We start from the raw sequence: 15,590 nt of genomic DNA, 5'->3' as shown, positions 1-15,590 counted from the left end.
TCCCGGCGGTTCCCGTCCCTCCCGGAAGGAACCCGATGTCCACCACAGCTCAGGTCCTCGCACGTCTCACCGCTCCCTGTGCCCCGCCCTTCGCGCTGCTGCGGCGCCGTACGCCGGGCCTGGAGCCCGACACCGTCGAGGTACTGCTCGGACAGGTGCGCGAGGTGGAACGGCTCGCGGAGATCCCTGACGAGGACGCCGCGCACCCGGTCCTCGCCCTCGTGCCGTTCGGGCAGATCAGGGAGCGCGGCTTCGAGGTGCGCGAGGACGGGACGCCGCTCGCGGTGCTCGTCGCCGAGGAGACGTACCGGCTGCCGCTCGACGAGGTGACGGCGCTCCTGCCCGCGCACCGCCCCGGGATCGTCGGCCACGGCTTCGACCAGGACGACGACGCGTACGCCGCGACGGTGGGCCGGGTGCTGCGGGACGAGATCGGCTCCGGCGAGGGCGCGAACTTCGTCGTACGCCGTACGTACCGGGCCGAGATCCCCGGCTTCGGGCGGCGGGACGCGCTCGCGCTGTTCCGGCGGCTGCTCGTGGGCGAGCGGGGCGCGTACTGGACGTTCGTCGTGCACACCGGGGAGCGCACGCTCGTGGGCGCGAGCCCCGAGGTGCACGTGCGGATGACGGGCGGGACCGTCGTCATGAACCCGATCAGCGGCACCTACCGCTACCCGGCCGGCGGCCCGGACTCCGAGGACCTGCTGCGCTTCCTCGCGGACGCGAAGGAGAAGGAGGAGCTGTCGATGGTGGTGGACGAGGAGCTGAAGATGATGGCGACCGTCGGCGACCTCGGCGGGGTCGTCGTCGGGCCGCGCCTGAAGGAGATGGCGCACCTCGCGCACACCGAGTACGAGTTGCGCGGGCGCTCGACGCTGGACGCGCGCGAGGTGCTGCGCGAGACGATGTTCGCCGCGACCGTGACCGGGTCCCCGGTGCAGAACGCCTGCCGGGTCATCGCGCGCCACGAGCCGGACGGGCGCGGCTACTACGCGGGCGCGCTCGCGCTCATCGGCCGCGACGCCTCGGGCGCGCAGACGCTCGACTCGCCGATCCTGATCCGTACCGCCGACATCGACGCGGCGGGCGGGCTGCGCGTCGCCGTCGGCGCGACGCTCGTGCGCGGCTCGGACCCGTACGGCGAGGTCGCGGAGACGCACGCGAAGGCGGCGGGGGTGCTGACGGCGCTGGGTGTACGGGAGGGGGCGGCGCGGACGGACGGCGCGGCGCCCGCGCGGCTCGCGGACGATCCGCGGGTGCGGGCCGCGCTCGACGGGCGGCGCGCGGGGCTCGCGCCGTTCTGGCTGCGGCTGCGCGAGGCGCCGGGCGGGGAACCGAGGGCGCGGGTGCTCGTCGTGGACGCGGAGGACACGTTCACGGCGATGCTCGCGCACGTGCTGCGGGCGACGGGCTGCCAGGTGACGGTGCGGCGGCACGACGAGCCGGGCCTGCACGAGGCGGCGCTCGCCCACGAGGGCCAGGTCGTGCTGGGCCCCGGGCCCGGTGATCCCGCCGACCGCGCGGACCCCCGGATGCGGCGCCTCGGGGCGCTCGCGGACGCGCTGCTCGCCGGCCACCGGCACGGCGTGCTCGGCGTGTGCCTGGGCCACGAGCTGATCGCGGAGCGCCTCGGCCTCCCCCTCGTCCGCAAGGACGTCCCCTACCAGGGCGCGCAGACGGAGATCGGCTTCTTCGGCCGCCGCGAGACGGTCGGCTTCTACAACAGCTTCGTCGCCCGCTGCGACGACGAGGCGGCCACCGAACTCGCGGCCCACGGCATCGAGGTGAGCCGCGACCCGGCGAGCGGCGAGGTCCACGCGCTTCGCGGCCCCGGCTTCGCCTCGGTCCAGTTCCACCCGGAGTCGGTGCTGAGCCTGGGAGGGGTGGAGGTGGTGCGGGAGGTGATCACACGGCTTCTGGTGCCCGCGGCACGATGACGTTCGGCGTCCGCCGCCCCGCCCCCCAGTCCCGCACGTTCTCCAGGGTCGCCGCGATGATCTGCCCCACGGCGTCCTCGGTGTAGTACGCCTGGTGCGAGGTGACGATGACGTGCGGGAACGTCATGAGACGGGCCAGCACGTCGTCGTCCACCCCTTCCAGGGACTTGTCGAGGAAGAAGAGCCCGCTCTCCGCCTCGTACACGTCGAGCCCGACCCCCGCGAACCGCCCCTTGCGCAACTCCCCCACGAGCGCCTCCGTGTCGATGAGCCCGCCCCTGCTGGAGTTGACGAGGAGCGCGTCGTCCTTCATCAGGCGCAGCGCCCGCGCGTCGAGGAGGTGCGCGGTGGTGGGCAGGAGCGGTACGTGGAGGCTGACGAGGTCGGACTCGCGCAGCAGGCGGTCGCGGTCCACGTACTCCACGCCGAGGGCGCGGCAGTCCGGGTTCTCGTGGACGTCCCAGCCGAGCAGCCGCATCCCGAAACCGCGCGCGATCGAGGCGAAGGCGGTGCCGATTCTGCCGGTGCCGATGATTCCGGCGGTGCGGCCGTGGAAGTCGCGGCCCATGAGGCCGTGGAGGCGGAAGTCGAAGTCGCGGGTGCGGATCGCGGCGCGCACGAGGTTGCGGTTGACGGCCATGGCGAGCGACCAGGCGAACTCGGCGACGGAGTACGGGGAGTAGGAGGAGACGCGGAAGACGGTGAGGCCGAGGGCTTCGGCGACGTCGAGGTCGATGTTGTTGAAGCCGGTGGAGCGCTGGGCGACCATCCGCGTGCCGCCGGCGGCGAGAGCCTGGAGGGCCTCGGGCCCGAGCTCGCAGTTGACGCTGGTCGAGATGGCCTCGTGGCCGTGCGCGATGGCGGCGGTGTCGGCCGTGAGGAAGACATCGACGCAGCGCACCTCGCACTCCCCGGCGAAGGCGGCCTCGATCAACGGCCGCTCGTCGGCCTGCACCCCGAACGCGAGTACGTCCACGTCAACTCCCTGTGTCTGGGCGGCCCACACTACGGCGGCCGAGGGGCGCTCCCCAGGGTCCTCAGGCCGGGTCGTCCAGCCCTTGTTCGATCGCGTAGCGGACGAGTTCGACCCGGTTGTGCAGCTGCAGCTTCCCCAGCGTGTTCTGCACGTGGTTCTGCACCGTCCGGTGCGAGATGACGAGCCGCTCCGCGATCTGCTTGTAGCTCAGGCCCTTCGCCACCAGCCGCAGCACCTCCGTCTCGCGCTCGGTGAGACGCGGGGTCTCCGGCCCCCCGCCGGAGGTCTTCGGCTCCGGCTCGGCCGCGAGCCTGCGGTACTCGCCGAGGACGAGCCCGGCGAGTCCGGGGGTGAAGACCGCGTCGCCGACGGCCGTCCGGCGCACCGCCTCGATCAGTTCCTCCGTGCTCGCCGACTTCACGAGGTAGCCGGTGGCGCCGGACTTCACTGCCTCCAGGACGTCGGCGTGCTCGCCGGAGGCCGAGAGCACCAGGACGTGCAGCTCGGGCAGTTCCCGTACGAGCCGCTTGCAGACCTCGACGCCGGGCAGGCCCGGCAGGTTGAGGTCGAGGACCAGGACGTCGGGGCGCGTGGCGCTCGCGCGGCGCACGGCCTGCGGCCCGTCCCCCGCGGTCGCGACGAGCTCGAAACCGGCGGCCTCCAGGTCGCGGGCGACGGCGTCCCGCCACATCGGGTGGTCGTCGACGACCATGACGCGGGCGGTCTGTGCGGGCGCGTTCATCGGGCGCTGTCCTTCCGGTCGTTGGTGCTCTCGGGCGGGCGCGGCAGGCGCAGTTCGACCTCGGTGCCCTGGCCCGGGACCGAGAGGAGGGCCGCGCTGCCGCCGAGGTCGGCGAGGCGGCCCCTGATCGACTGCGCGACGCCGAGACGACCCTGCTCGGCGGCTTCGGCGAGGCGGCCCTCGGGGATGCCGGGGCCGTCGTCCCGCACGGTCACGAGCACCGCGTCCGTCTCGTCCTCGACAAGCAGCCAGGCTCGCGCCTCCTCGCCCGCGTGCCGCCCGACGTTGTCGAGCGCGGCGGCGACGGCGGCGGTCAGCTCGCGGGCGGCGTGGGCGGCGAGCGGTACGGGGGTGCCCGGGCCCGCGAGGCTCGTGCGGGCGTCCGCGAGCGGGGCGAGGAGCGTCATGAGGTCGACGGGAGCGCCCGGCTTCCCGGGGCTGGGCGCGGCGGGTGGCGGTCCGCCCCGTACGAGCGCGCGCAGGGCCGTCTCCTGCTCGCCCGCGAGCCTGCCCAGCTCCGCCGCCTCGCCGCCGAGCGCGGTACCGCGCCGCTGCACCATGGCGAGGACCTGGAGCACGCCGTCGTGGATGTCGCGGGCGAGGCGTTCGCGCTCGCGGGTCGCGGACTCGATCTCCAGGGCGCGGGCGAGGGTGCGCTCGGAGGCGCGGGCGACCTCGACGACGTACCCGATGGCGATCGCGGCGATGCAGACGAGGAGGACGGCGTGCAGGGTGCTCTGGCTCGGGGTGCCGCGCTGCACGACGTTCGCGATGCCGACGAGCACGGAGGCGACGGCGGCAGGGCGCCAGCCGCCCTTGAGCGCCCAGGCGAGGACGGCGCCGGCGGTCCATATCGAGGGCAGCGTCGGCACCCCGCTCGCCACGCGCGCGGCGCCGTCCGCGAGGGGAGTGAGGAGGACGCCGGTGAGGGCGAGGAGGAGGTCGGCGACGAGGAAGGGCCGGGTGCAGCGGGCCTCTTGGCGGACGCGGGGCAGGGTGAGGACCGTCCAGGGGAGGAGGACGGCGTAGAAGGCCCAGGCGACGGCGGGGCGGGCGAAGTGCTCGCGCTCGGCGAGGAAGAGGGCGAGGGCGTAGCAGGCGGTGAGGAGGCGGTAGGCGGTGAGGGCCTGCCACAAGGGGCGCTCGACGAGGCGGTTCGCCGCCTTCGGCGGGGCGTTGTCGCTCGTGGCCATGTCCTCGTGTTCCCCGTGTCCGCCTGCCGGGCGTCCGGCCCGGTCCCCGGGAGGCAGCCTACGGGCGGCGCGCTCGCGGAGGGAGACGTGCCTGCCCGCCCCGGGGTTCCTCGCCGGGCCCGGAGGTTCAGGCGGCCTTCGTCCTGCCCGCCTTCGCCGCCTCGGCCTTCGCCGCCTCCGCCAGTTGGCGCTTGGCCGCGGTGGCGTAGATGTCGACGTATTCCTGGCCCGAGAGCTTCATGATCTCGTACATGACCTCGTCGGTGAGGGCGCGGAGGATGAAGCGGTCGCCCTCCATGCCCTCGTAGCGGCTGAAGTCGAGGGGCTTGCCGATGCGGATGCCGGGCCGCATGAGCTTGGGGACGGCCTTGCCGGGGGGCTGGATCTTCTCGGTGTCGATCATGGCGACGGGGATGACGGGGGCACCGCTGCCGAGGGCGACGCGGGCGAGGCCGCCGGGCTTGCCGCGGTAGAGGCGGCCGTCGGGGGAACGGGTGCCCTCGGGGTAGATGCCGAAGAGCTCGCCGCGCGCGAGGACGTCGATGCCGCTCTTGATCGCGGCCTCGCCCGCGCCGCGCCCGCCCGAGCGGTCCACGGGGAGCTGTCCGACGCCCTTGAAGAAGGCGGCCGTCAGCCTGCCCTTGACCCCGGGGGTGGTGAAGTACTCGGCCTTGGCGATGAAGGTCACCCGGCGTTCCAGGACGGCGGGGAGGAAGAAGGAGTCGGAGAAGGAGAGGTGGTTGCTCGCGAGGATCGCGGGGCCTTCCTCGGGGATGTTCTCCATGCCCTCGACCCACGGCCGGAACGCCACCTTGAGCGAGGCACCCAGGGAGTGCTTCATCGCGTTGTAGATCACCGCTCCGCCTTCCGTCCTCCGTCGTGGCCGACCATACCGGCCCGGGCCCTCGCACGGCCGTTCCCGGCCGCCCAGGACCCTGGTCGGTGTCGGTCCGGTCGCGTACGGTGAAATACGCCGCGACACCGTACTGTGCCTGTTCCCCCGGGCATGAGGGTCATGTACGGGCCCGCGTGTCCGGGCCCTCGCGCCCGCCGCTTCGTCCGTCCGCCGTCCCGCCTCCTCCGTCCTCTCGTTCGTCGTCGATCGCTCACCGAAGGAGCCCGTCGTGCCGGTCATCCCCGGAGCCGAGCCCTACCGCCACGAGGGCGGTGCCACCGGAGTCCTCTTGTGCCACGGCTTCACGGGGAGCCCGCAGTCGCTGCGGCCGTGGGCCGCGTACCTGGCGGCACGCGGGCTGAGCGTGTCGCTGCCGCTGCTGCCCGGTCACGGCACCCGCTGGCAGGACCTCCAGGTCACCGGCTGGCAGGACTGGTACGCGGAGGTGGACCGGGCCTTCGCCGAGTTGCGCGAGCGGTGCGCGACGGTGGTCGTGGCGGGGCTCTCGATGGGCGGGGCGCTCGCGCTCCGGCTCGCGGAACGGCACGGCGACGCGGTCGCGGGCCTCGTCCTGGTGAACCCGGCGCTCAAGGTGCACGGCCTCGCGGCGCACGCGCTGCCCGTGGCCCGGCACGTACTGCCCTCGACGAAGGGGATCGTCAGCGACATCGCGAAGGAGGGGGTCGAGGAGACCGGCTACACGCGGGTCCCGCTGCACGCCGCGCACTCGCTGCGGCGCTTCTTCCGGATCGTGGACCGCGACCTGCCGCGCGTGTCGCGGCCGCTGCTCCTGCTGCGCAGCGCCACCGACCACGTCGTACCGTCAGCCGACTCGGCGCGCGTGCTCGCGCGGGTCTCCTCGGCGGACACCACCGAACTGGTCCTGGAACACAGTCACCATGTCGCGACGTTGGACAACGACGCGGACCGGATCTTCGCGGAGAGCGAGTCCTTCGTGGCCCGGATCGCCCCCGAGTACGCCCATGTCGGCCTTGTCGGCCAGGAAGGGACGGCCAGCGGTGGCTGAGAACGGCGCGGAGCGCGAGGAGAGCAGGGAGCCAGAGGAGAGCGGCGTGCCCCCGCTCGACGAGGAGGCCGCGTGGGCGGCGATCGTCGCGGGCTACGGCGAGGAGCCGGACGACCCGCCGGGCACGAAGCCCTTCAAGTCGGTCGAGGACCTGGCGGACCTGGAGACGCGCTCGCGGAACGCCGCGGCTCCCCCGGAGGGCGAGGAGGAGAAGCCCCCGGAGAAGCCGGCGCTCGGCGGCTCGGTCGCCTTCGCGCCCGGCGTCCGCGCCACCCCGGCGCCCCCGGGCCCGCGCGACCACACCCCGGCGGAGGAGGACGAGGGCCACTTCGTCCCGCCGGACCCCGAACTCCCCGAATCCGACGTGACCTCGAAGTTCGCGTGGCTCGCGGTGATCGGCGGCCCGGTCCTGACCCTCCTGGCCGTGCTCCTCGACTGGGACATGACCTGGTGGCTCGCGACGCTGTGCATCGGTGGCTTCGTCGGCGGCTTCGTGACGCTGGTCATCCGCATGGGCGCGGGGGACGACGAGGACGAGGACGACCCGGGGAGGGGCGCGGTGGTGTGAACCACCCGGGGCGGAGGCCCGAGCGGGCTCACACTGCCGGAACCCTCAGCACGGCCAGCACCGGCAGGTGATCAGAAGCGACGTCCGCCCCCACCACGTCAGGAACCCCGCACCCCAGCACCTCGATCCCCTCCGTCACGAACACCGCGTCGATCCGCTGATACGGATCAACGGCCGTGGAGGTGAACTCCCCGCCCCAGGCCCGCGCGGCGAACGCGTCCCGCAGCTTCGCCGCCACATGCCGGAAGGCCCTCCCGCGCGGCCCCTCGTTGAGATCGCCCCCGGCGACGACGTGCGAGACCCCCATCCCCGCCACCCGCTCCGTCAACAGCCGTGCCTGTGCCAGCCGTTCGTCCTTCGCCAGACTCAGGTGGCAGCTCACCACGCCGAGGCGAACGGCGCCGAACCGCACGACGGCGGTCGAGAAGCCGCGCCGGTGCAGACCCGGCGTCAGCGGAAGAAGCACGTCCTCGGTCCGCTCGACGGTCGCCCGCATCGCGCACAGCAGCGCGGGCCCCGCGGCGGTCGCACCGCCCGCGAGGGTGACGAGCCCGGCCGAACGCGCGAGGCGGGAGAGGGCCTTGCGCCAGCGGAAGAAGCGCGGGGCCTCCTGGATCAGGACGAGGTCCGGGTCGCAGGCGCGGATGACCCGGCCGAGCGCGGTGGTGTCGTCGCGCATCGAGCGGATGTTGTAGCTGAGGACTCGTACGACGGCCGAGCCGTCCTCCTCGGTGCGGGAAGCGGGCAGGCTCTGGGGCGCGGCGGTGCTCATGGCGCCCAAGCTAAGCACGTGCCCGCCCCTCAAGATCACGGACCCCGGACAGACGGGTGCCGCCCCGCCACAGGCGGGGCGGCACCACGTCAACAGGCCCGGGTACGAGCCGGGTTCAGCCCTGCCGGGCCAGGTCGGCCGCGCCGACGAGTCCGGCCTTGTTGCCGAGCTGGGCGGCGAGCACCTGGGCGTGCGGGCGCCAGGCTCCGCCGATGAGCCAGCGCCGGAAGGAGCGGCGGATCGGGTCGAGCACGAGGTCGCCCTCGTCCGAGACGCCGCCGCCGACGATGAAGGCGGAGGGGTCGAAGAGCGAGGCGAGGTCGGCGAGCCCGGCCCCCGCCCAGCGGGCCAGTTCGCGGAAGGAGTCGACGGCGACCGGGTCGCCCCGGCGGGCGGCCTGGCTGATGTGCTTGCCCTCGATGCCGTCCGGCGTGCCGTCGCCGAAGCCGAGCAGGATCTCGGCGTTCTCCGGGGTCGCGTTGGCGCGCTGCTTGGCGTAGCGGACGAGGGCGCGCCCGGAGGCGTACTGCTCCCAGCAGCCCTGGCTGCCGCAGCCGCACAGGAGGCCGTCGGGGACGACCCGGATGTGGCCGAACTCGGCGGCGACGCCGAAGCGTCCGCGCCGGAGCTTGTTGCCGATGATGATGCCGCCGCCGAGCCCGGTGCCGAGGGTGATGCAGATGACGTCCTCGTGCCCCTGGCCCGCGCCGAAGCGGTACTCGCCCCAGGCGGCGGCGTTCGCGTCGTTCTCGACGACGACGGGGAGGCCGACGCGCTTCTCGACCTTGTCCTTGAGCGGCTCGTGCCGCCAGTCGATGTTGGGTGCGAACAGGACGGTGGCCCGTTTGTCGTCCACGTACCCGGCCGCGCCGATGCCCACGGCCTCGATGTCGTGTCCCTTGCTGGCCCCGGCGACCGCGCTGGAGATCGCGTCGACGATGGCCTCGGCGGTGGGCGGCGTGGGCACGGTGAACGTGGAAAGGATCGCGCCCTCCTCGTCCACCACTCCAGCCGCGATCTTGGTACCGCCGATGTCGACGCCGATGGTGAGTCCCATGTGTCCCTCAGTTTTCGGTCGAGCCCCGCTGAGGCTCAACCTTACGCGAGGGCCTGTCAGTCGAGATCGATGCGCTCCCCCCGGCCGCCCTCGCCCTCTTCGGGCGGGGGCTTGCGCAGGGGGTCGCCGGCGGGGCCCCGGGGCGGCTTCTCGCGCGTCCAGCGGGCTTCCTGGCCGGTGACGGCGGAGCGGTAGGCGGCGAGGAGTTCGGAGCCGGCCGCCGCGAGGTGATCGAGCACTTCGGGGTTGCGGGCGAGGACGGGCTCCACGAAGGAGCGGGCCTGACCGACGGCCTGGCGCACGGCCTCGCCCTGGAGCGGGCCCGCGGCGCGGGAGGTGAGGCCGGTCAGCTTCTCGGCGAGGGTGTCGGCGAGGCGCAGCAGTTCCTCGGCGGCGGAACCGGTCTCGGCCCGCCCCTCCCCGGCACGGCGCTCGCGCTCGGCGGCGAGGTCCTCGGCGCAGGCCTCGGACCAGGCGTCGCCCTCGGGGTCCTCGGGCGGCTGGGAGGAATGGGCTTCGCTCATGGCGGACTCCTGGGACACGGTGGTGCCTTCGACGGTACCGGACCGCGCCGCGGAACGCGGCAGCCCCGGGGCGGCCCCTCTCAGCCCTCCGGCCACAGCCCCGGCGTCGGCCGGAACCGGACCCGCAGCACGCCGTCCCGCAGGGCCGCTCCCGTGACGTCGCAGCGGCGCAGGGCCGAGGGCAGGGGGCGGGTACGGCGGAAGGGGCCCGCCGTGACGGCGAGTTCGTCCTCGAAGCGGTAGAGGTCGAGTTCCCCGCGCTCGGCTCCCGGCAGGGGGACATGCCACTCGATGAGACCCGTCTCGGCCCGCAGGTCGTGCAGGGTCCACTCCGGGGCCCTCGCGGGCTCGCCGGGCAGCGGGGCGCCGAGGGCTTCGAGGCCGGCGGGGCCCGCCGGTTCGGCGCCGAGGTGCGGGATCTCGCGCACGTCCTCCAACGTCTTGAGGGCCGCGTGCTGGGCCGCCGCGCCGAAGGCCCCTTCGGGCAGGACGCGGTTGGCGAGCGGACGATCGAGCGCGAGGCCGTGCAGGCTCGCGGCGATCCGGGTCAGGCGGAGCGCCTCCGTACCGGCGCGGCCCGGGACGAGGACGGGCAGGAGGCTCGTTTCCGGTCCGGTGAGGAGCGCCTCGCTCGCGGCGAGCGCGGCCTCCGCCCGCGCGGCGGCCTCGTACCACTCCGCGCCGGGCAGCGGGACGCCCGCGAGCTTGCCGAGGACGGGCCGCAGGGCGCGCGCCGCCTGGCGCTGCCGGGGCAGGAGCCGGTCGAGGTAGCGGCGCAGCAGGGCGGGCGCGGCGAGGAGAGCGAGCCCCTCGGTGCCGGCCGGGAGGTCCACGACGAGGAGGCCGTACGGCTCCGTGGCGTGCCGGTGGAGCGCGGCGAGGAGGGCGTACGGGGCGAGTCCGGGCGGCGGCGCCAGTTCGCCGTCCTCCAGGGGTGCCGCGCCGAGCAGTCCGAGGAGGGCGCCCGCGCGGTCCTGGAGTGCGCCGACCCCGTTCCGGAAGGCGGCGTCGGGGTCGGCGGCGACGACGCGCAGGCCGGGGGCGGGCGCGGTGCCGAGGGGCACGGGACCCGGGGTGAGCAGGAGCGTGGGGGTTCCGGCGCGGGCCGCGGTGAGGGCGGTGGCGGCGGCGAGCGTGGTGCGTCCGGCCCCGCCGGGTCCGGTGACGAGGACGGTGCGCACGGAGGGGGTCAGCCCTCGGTGCCGGGCGCCGTGCCGGACTCGACGCGCTTCTTCAGCCCGGCGAGGGCTCGGTCGATGATGACCTTCTCCGCCTTGCGCTTGATCATGCCGAGCATGGGGATCTTGACGTCCACGGTGAGCTGGTAGGTCACCTCGGTCGCGTCGCCCTTGGCGCGCAGCCGGTAGGAGCCGTCGAGGGAGCGCAGCATCTGGGACTTGACGAGGGTCCAGGTGACCTCGTCGGGGCTCACCCACGTGTAGGCGAGGGTCTGGTCGTCCTTGATGGCGCCCGCGTCCATGACGAGGCGGACCTGCTCGGCGCGGCCCTGGGCGTCGCGCGCGAGGACGTCGGCCTCCTTGACCTCGCCGGTCCAGTCGGGGTAGCGGGCGAAGTCGGCGATCACACCCATGACCGTGGCCGGCGCGGCCTCGATGGTGATGCTTGAGCTGGTGTGTTCGGCCATCGCCGTGACTCCTCCGTGCTGCCGGGTGGCGGGGACGCGGTGCGGGGCCCGCGCGGCAAGGCTACCGCTCCCCGGCACGCGCCTCGCCGGGGCCCGTACTCACCAGCTGAGGGCCCAGGGACGGCCGGTCGACGCGAAGTGACCGACGTTCACGCACTCGGTGGCGCCGATGCGCGTGCGGCGCACGAGCGGCTGGTGGACGTGGCCGAAGAGGTGGTAGCGGGGGCGGGTGCGGCGGATCGCGGCGAGCAGGGCGCCGCTGCCGCGCTCGAAGCGGCGCGCGACGGTGTCGTAGCAGAGTTCGGGCACGTCGGGCGGGATGTGGGTGCACAGCACGTCGACCTCGCCGAGCTGCTCGACGAGGGCCGCGTACTCCTCCTCGTCGCGCTCGTAGGGGGTGCGCATCGGGGTGCGCAGGCCGCCGCCGACGAAGCCGAAGACGCGGCCGCCGATCTCGGCGCGCTGCCCGTCGAGGACGGTGACGCCCGCGTGCGCGTACTCGGGCCACAGGTGCGGGAGGTCGACGTTGCCGAAGGTCGCGTACGTGGGCGTGGGCATCGCGGCGAACAGGCGCGCGTACTGCTCGCGGGCGGCGCGCTCGATGGCGGGGCCCGGCTCCTCGCCGAGGGCCTCCCACAGGGCGCGGCCGAAGGCGTGCGCCTCGGTGAAGCGGCGCGCGGTGCGCAGTTCGACGATCCGGTCGGCGGCCGCGGTGCCGAAGAGGTCGGGGAAGATGCCGTTCGCGTGGTCGGCGTAGTCGAGGAACATGACGAGATCCCCGAGGCATACGAGGGCGTCGGCCCCGTCCCCGGCGTGCGCGAGATCCCGCGCGTTCCCGTGCACGTCACTCACCACATGAACCCGCGTCATGCGTGCAGCCTAGTACGCGCCCGACGCACGGCCCTCACCTGCGGTTACTCCCCGAAGCCCGCTGCGGGGGACTACCCTTCCCGCAAGCCCCCACGAGGGAGTGTGACGGAGTGAACATCTCTCCGGACCCCCCTATCGGAACCGCTTACCGGTGGGTAACGTCCGGGCAGTCCGTCCTGCCCCCCGCCGGGGGCATCCGCACCGTCGCGGCCCACCCGCACTCCACGGGGTGACCACCGGTGCCCTACGAGGAGCAGCTTTGCGCGAGTTCAGCCTTCCGGCCCTGTACGAGGTCCCCGCGGCCGGCAACCTGGCCGACATCGTCCGCCGCAACGCCGCGCGGCACCCGGACGTGGCGGTGCTCGGCCGGAAGGTCGACGGGGTGTGGCGCGACGTGACCTCGACGACGTTCCTCGCCGAGGTCACCGCGGTGGCCAAGGGGCTCGTGGCCTCGGGCGTGGGCCCCGGCGACCGCGTCGGGCTCATGTCCCGTACCCGCTACGAGTGGACCCTCGTCGACTTCGCCGTCTGGATGGCCGGAGCGGTCACCGTGCCCGTCTACGAGACGAGCTCCGAGGAGCAGGTGCGGTGGATTCTCGGCGACTCGGGCGCGGTCGCGTGCGTCGTGGAGAGCGGCGAGCACGCGCGGGCGGTCGAGGCGGTACGGGAGGGGCTGCCCGCGCTGAAGCAGGTGTGGCGACTCGACGAGGACGCGATCGGCGCGCTGGGGGCGGCGGGCGCCGGCGTACCGGACAGCGCCCTCGACGAGCGGGCCGCGGCGGTCGGCGCGGACGACCCGGCGACGATCGTCTACACCTCGGGCACGACGGGCCGCCCCAAGGGCTGCGTCCTCACGCACCGCAACTTCTTCGCCGAGTGCGGCAACGTCGTGGAGCGCCTCAAGCCGCTCTTCCGCACCGGCGAGTGCTCGGTCCTGCTCTTCCTGCCCGTCGCGCACGTCCTGGGACGGCTCGTCGAGGTCGCGGCGCTCATGGCACCGATCAAGCTCGGCCACGCGCCCGACGTCAAGGACCTCACCGAGGAGCTGAGCGCCTTCCGGCCGACGATGGTGCTCGGCGTCCCGCGCGTCTTCGAGAAGGTCTACAACGCGGCGCGCGCGCAGGCGCGGGCCGGCGGCAAGGGCCGGATCTTCGACCGCGCGGCCGATACGGCGATCGCGTACAGCCGTGCGAAGGACACCCCGCAGGGGCCCTCGCTCGGGTTGCGCCTGCGCCACACGCTCTTCGACAAGCTCGTCTACGCGAAGCTGCGCGCCGTGCTCGGCGGGCGCGGCGAGTACGCGATCTCGGGCGGCGCGCCGCTCGGCGAGCGGCTCGGGCACTTCTTCCGCGGCATCGGCTTCACGGTCCTGGAGGGGTACGGGCTCACCGAGTCCTGCGCCGCGACGGCCTTCAACCCCTGGGACCGGCAGAAGATCGGCACGGTGGGACAGCCACTGCCCGGTTCGGTGGTGCGGATCGCCGACGACGGGGAGGTCCTGCTCCACGGCGAGCACCTGTTCACGCGGTACTGGAACAACGAGGCGGCGACCGCGGAGGCGCTCGCGGACGGCTGGTTCCACACCGGCGACCTCGGGACGCTCGACGCGGACGGCTACCTCGCGATCACGGGCCGCAAGAAGGAGATCATCGTGACGGCGGGCGGCAAGAACGTCGCCCCGGCCGTCATCGAGGACCGCGTCAGGGGCAACGCGCTCGTCGCCGAGTGCATGGTCGTGGGCGACGGCCGCCCCTTCGTCGGCGCGCTCCTCACGCTCGACGAGGAGTTCCTCGCCCACTGGGCGAAGGACCACGGCAAGCCCGAGGCGACGGTCGCGGCGCTGCGCGAGGACCCGGAGCTGCTCGCCGCGCTCCAGGAGGCCGTGGACGAGGGCAACCTCGCGGTCTCGAAGGCGGAGTCGGTACGCAAGTTCCGCGTCCTCGACACGCAGTTCACCGAGGAGTCCGGCCACGTGACCCCCTCGCTCAAGCTCAAGCGCTCGGTCGTCACGAAGGACTACGCGCTGGAGATCGAGGCGCTGTACCGGAAGTGAGGCGGCGGAGGCGGCCCCCCGGCCGCCCTCACCCCGGCCGCCCCGCTACAGCAGCTCCTTGAGCCGCTCCGCCAGCAGGTCCCACCGCCACTTCTCCTCCACCCACGCCCGTCCCGCGGCGCCCATCCGCTCCCGCAGTCCCGCGTCCCCGAGCAGGGCGACGATCCGCTCCGCCGTCTCCGCGACGCTCTCGCCGCGCACGACGAATCCGGTCTCGCCCTCCTTGACGGCATCCGGCGCGCCCCCGGAGTCCCCCGCCACGACGGGCAGCCCCGTCGCCGAGGCCTCCAGGTACACGATTCCCAGGCCCTCCACGTCGAGCCCTCCGCGCCGCGTGCGGCACGGCATCGCGAAGACGTCGCCCGCGCCGAAGTGCGCGGGCAGTTCGGACCACGGGACGCCGCCCGTGAACCGCACGGAGTCCGCGACGCCGCTCTCGCGCGCGAGGCGCCGCAGGTCCTCCCCGTACGGCCCGTCCCCGACGATCAGGAGCACGGCGTCCGGCTGCGCGCGGAGCACGGCGGGCCAGGCCCGGATGAGCGTGTCCTGTCCCTTGCGCGGCACGAGGCGCGAGACGCACACGACGACGGGACGGTCCGCGAGCCCCAGCGCGGCGCGCAGCGCGAGCCCGCCCGAGCCGGGGTGGAAGACCTTCTCGTCGACGCCCGGCGGGAGCTGGACCATGCGGGCCGCCGCCTCGGGGGTGAGCGCGCGGGCGATCCGCGCGCGCGTGTAGGCGCCGAGGTAGGTGAGCGTGTCGGTGCCCTCACCGATCCGCCGCAGCAGCTCACGGGCCCCGGGCAGTTGCGCCCAGCCCGCCTCGTGCCCGTGCGTCGTGCCGACGAGCCGCGTGGCCCCCGCGGCGCGCAGCGCGGGGGCCATGAGCCCGAGCGGGGCGGCGGCGCCGAACCACACCGAGGTCGCCTCGTACCGCTTCAGGAGCAGCTTGGCTCGCGCGGTGGTGCGCGGGGTGGGGAGCAGCATCGTGGTCTGGTCGCGGTGCACGCGGAAGGGCTGCTCGGCGTCGAAGCGGGCCGTCGCCTCGCGGCCCTCCTGGCTCCGTCTCCACGTCGAGGCGTAGACGACGAAGCGCTCGGGTTCGAGGCGGAGCGCCATGTTGTGCAGGAACGACTGGATGCCGCCGGGACGTGGCGGGAAGTCGTTGGTGACGATCAAGGTCCTGTCCATCGCCGCCGACAGTACCGGTCGGCGCGGGCCCAGGCCCGCACCCCTCCCGTTGCCGCCGCCCGGCGGGCGAACCGGGACACAGCGCCCGGCGCGATGGCCCAGGAGGGGTGGGGCAGGCATCATGACCCGGACCCCGGGCCCCC

General features: G+C 74.2%; 15 protein-coding genes. 4 read left to right on the top strand and 11 right to left on the bottom strand.

The annotated features are described in order from the left end of the window. Positions 1–35 precede the first annotated feature (35 nt). Entirely contained in the window at positions 36–1,937 is a 1,902-nt protein-coding gene (locus tag ACIP4O_RS09590; RefSeq protein WP_401573297.1) for an anthranilate synthase family protein, read from the top strand. On the opposite strand, the gene ACIP4O_RS09585 is transcribed toward ACIP4O_RS09590, so the two are convergent. From ACIP4O_RS09585 to ACIP4O_RS09570, 4 genes are all read right to left on the bottom strand, one after another. Beyond that, positions 1,906–2,913: a 2-hydroxyacid dehydrogenase gene (locus ACIP4O_RS09585; RefSeq protein ID WP_401573295.1), complete on the bottom strand. Its 1,008-nt coding sequence runs from the start codon at positions 2,911–2,913 to the stop codon at positions 1,906–1,908. The genes ACIP4O_RS09590 and ACIP4O_RS09585 overlap by 32 nt on opposite strands. 61 nt (positions 2,914–2,974) lie before the next feature. Next, positions 2,975–3,655 carry a response regulator gene (locus ACIP4O_RS09580; RefSeq protein WP_401573293.1) on the bottom strand — a complete coding sequence of 227 codons (681 nt, stop codon included), beginning with the start codon at positions 3,653–3,655 and terminating at the stop codon, positions 2,975–2,977. Next, a complete protein-coding gene (gene macS, locus ACIP4O_RS09575; protein WP_401573291.1) occupies positions 3,652–4,848 on the bottom strand; it encodes a MacS family sensor histidine kinase in 1,197 nt (398 codons plus the stop codon). The genes ACIP4O_RS09580 and macS overlap by 4 nt, the downstream gene beginning before the upstream one ends. Positions 4,849–4,975: 127 nt before the next feature. Further along, on the bottom strand, positions 4,976–5,704 hold the full coding sequence (locus tag ACIP4O_RS09570) for a lysophospholipid acyltransferase family protein (protein WP_401573289.1): 729 nt from the start codon (positions 5,702–5,704) through the stop codon (positions 4,976–4,978). A 268-nt stretch (positions 5,705–5,972) separates the two neighbouring features. Here ACIP4O_RS09570 and ACIP4O_RS09565 point away from each other — a divergent pair, with 268 nt between their 5' ends. Both ACIP4O_RS09565 and ACIP4O_RS09560 read left to right on the top strand, forming a co-directional pair. Further along, on the top strand, positions 5,973–6,770 hold the full coding sequence (locus tag ACIP4O_RS09565; protein ID WP_401573287.1) for an alpha/beta hydrolase: 798 nt from the start codon (positions 5,973–5,975) through the stop codon (positions 6,768–6,770). Then, positions 6,763–7,338, top strand: coding sequence for a hypothetical protein (locus tag ACIP4O_RS09560; RefSeq protein WP_401573285.1), 576 nt, complete (start codon positions 6,763–6,765; stop codon positions 7,336–7,338). The genes ACIP4O_RS09565 and ACIP4O_RS09560 overlap by 8 nt, the downstream gene beginning before the upstream one ends. A gap of 28 nt (positions 7,339–7,366) precedes the next feature. Here the strand turns inward: ACIP4O_RS09560 and ACIP4O_RS09555 are convergent, their stop codons facing one another. The 6 genes from ACIP4O_RS09555 to ACIP4O_RS09530 all read right to left on the bottom strand — a co-directional run bounded on the left by ACIP4O_RS09555 (position 7,367) and on the right by ACIP4O_RS09530 (position 12,206). Beyond that, a complete protein-coding gene (locus ACIP4O_RS09555; protein ID WP_401573283.1) occupies positions 7,367–8,110 on the bottom strand; it encodes an endonuclease/exonuclease/phosphatase family protein in 744 nt (247 codons plus the stop codon). A 115-nt stretch (positions 8,111–8,225) separates the two neighbouring features. Beyond that, positions 8,226–9,167 carry an ROK family glucokinase gene (locus ACIP4O_RS09550; RefSeq protein ID WP_361325131.1) on the bottom strand — a complete coding sequence of 314 codons (942 nt, stop codon included), beginning with the start codon at positions 9,165–9,167 and terminating at the stop codon, positions 8,226–8,228. Between the two features lie 56 nt (positions 9,168–9,223). Next, the gene (locus ACIP4O_RS09545; RefSeq protein ID WP_401573281.1) at positions 9,224–9,691 is read right to left on the bottom strand and encodes a DUF5304 family protein; all 468 of its coding nucleotides are present in this window, start codon (positions 9,689–9,691) and stop codon (positions 9,224–9,226) included. Between the two features lie 80 nt (positions 9,692–9,771). Beyond that, positions 9,772–10,872: an ArsA-related P-loop ATPase gene (locus ACIP4O_RS09540; protein ID WP_401573279.1), complete on the bottom strand. Its 1,101-nt coding sequence runs from the start codon at positions 10,870–10,872 to the stop codon at positions 9,772–9,774. An 8-nt stretch (positions 10,873–10,880) separates the two neighbouring features. Then, positions 10,881–11,336 (bottom strand): SRPBCC family protein, encoded by a 456-nt coding sequence (locus tag ACIP4O_RS09535; RefSeq protein ID WP_401573277.1) that lies wholly within the window; start codon positions 11,334–11,336, stop codon positions 10,881–10,883. A gap of 99 nt (positions 11,337–11,435) precedes the next feature. After that, entirely contained in the window at positions 11,436–12,206 is a 771-nt protein-coding gene (locus tag ACIP4O_RS09530) for a metallophosphoesterase (RefSeq protein WP_401573275.1), read from the bottom strand. A gap of 259 nt (positions 12,207–12,465) precedes the next feature. Between ACIP4O_RS09530 and ACIP4O_RS09525 the strand changes: the two genes are divergently transcribed. Further along, positions 12,466–14,259: an AMP-dependent synthetase/ligase gene (locus ACIP4O_RS09525; RefSeq protein WP_401573274.1), complete on the top strand. Its 1,794-nt coding sequence runs from the start codon at positions 12,466–12,468 to the stop codon at positions 14,257–14,259. A gap of 45 nt (positions 14,260–14,304) precedes the next feature. Here ACIP4O_RS09525 and ACIP4O_RS09520 read toward each other — a convergent pair whose 3' ends face one another. Next, on the bottom strand, positions 14,305–15,447 hold the full coding sequence (locus ACIP4O_RS09520) for a glycosyltransferase family 4 protein (protein ID WP_401573272.1): 1,143 nt from the start codon (positions 15,445–15,447) through the stop codon (positions 14,305–14,307). Positions 15,448–15,590: the final 143 nt, after the last annotated feature.

Source organism: Streptomyces sp. NPDC088923 (assembly GCF_044749745.1).
Lineage (GTDB): Bacteria > Actinomycetota > Actinomycetes > Streptomycetales > Streptomycetaceae > Streptomyces.
Note: the sequence above shows the minus strand (reverse complement) of the source record. Positions and strands in the feature narration are given on the sequence as shown.

Excerpts from the sequence above, each read along its gene's own strand:
- ACIP4O_RS09580 (WP_401573293.1), bottom strand. The coding sequence starts at position 3,655 with ATGAACGCGCCCGCACAGACCGCCCGCGTCATGGTCGTCGACGACCAC.
- ACIP4O_RS09590 (WP_401573297.1), top strand. The coding sequence starts at position 36 with ATGTCCACCACAGCTCAGGTCCTCGCACGTCTCACCGCTCCCTGTGCC.
- ACIP4O_RS09530 (WP_401573275.1), bottom strand. The coding sequence starts at position 12,206 with ATGACGCGGGTTCATGTGGTGAGTGACGTGCACGGGAACGCGCGGGAT.
- ACIP4O_RS09545 (WP_401573281.1), bottom strand. The coding sequence starts at position 9,691 with ATGAGCGAAGCCCATTCCTCCCAGCCGCCCGAGGACCCCGAGGGCGAC.
- ACIP4O_RS09535 (WP_401573277.1), bottom strand. The coding sequence starts at position 11,336 with ATGGCCGAACACACCAGCTCAAGCATCACCATCGAGGCCGCGCCGGCC.
- macS (WP_401573291.1), bottom strand. The coding sequence starts at position 4,848 with ATGGCCACGAGCGACAACGCCCCGCCGAAGGCGGCGAACCGCCTCGTC.
- ACIP4O_RS09555 (WP_401573283.1), bottom strand. The coding sequence starts at position 8,110 with ATGAGCACCGCCGCGCCCCAGAGCCTGCCCGCTTCCCGCACCGAGGAG.
- ACIP4O_RS09550 (WP_361325131.1), bottom strand. The coding sequence starts at position 9,167 with ATGGGACTCACCATCGGCGTCGACATCGGCGGTACCAAGATCGCGGCT.
- ACIP4O_RS09520 (WP_401573272.1), bottom strand. The coding sequence starts at position 15,447 with ATGGACAGGACCTTGATCGTCACCAACGACTTCCCGCCACGTCCCGGC.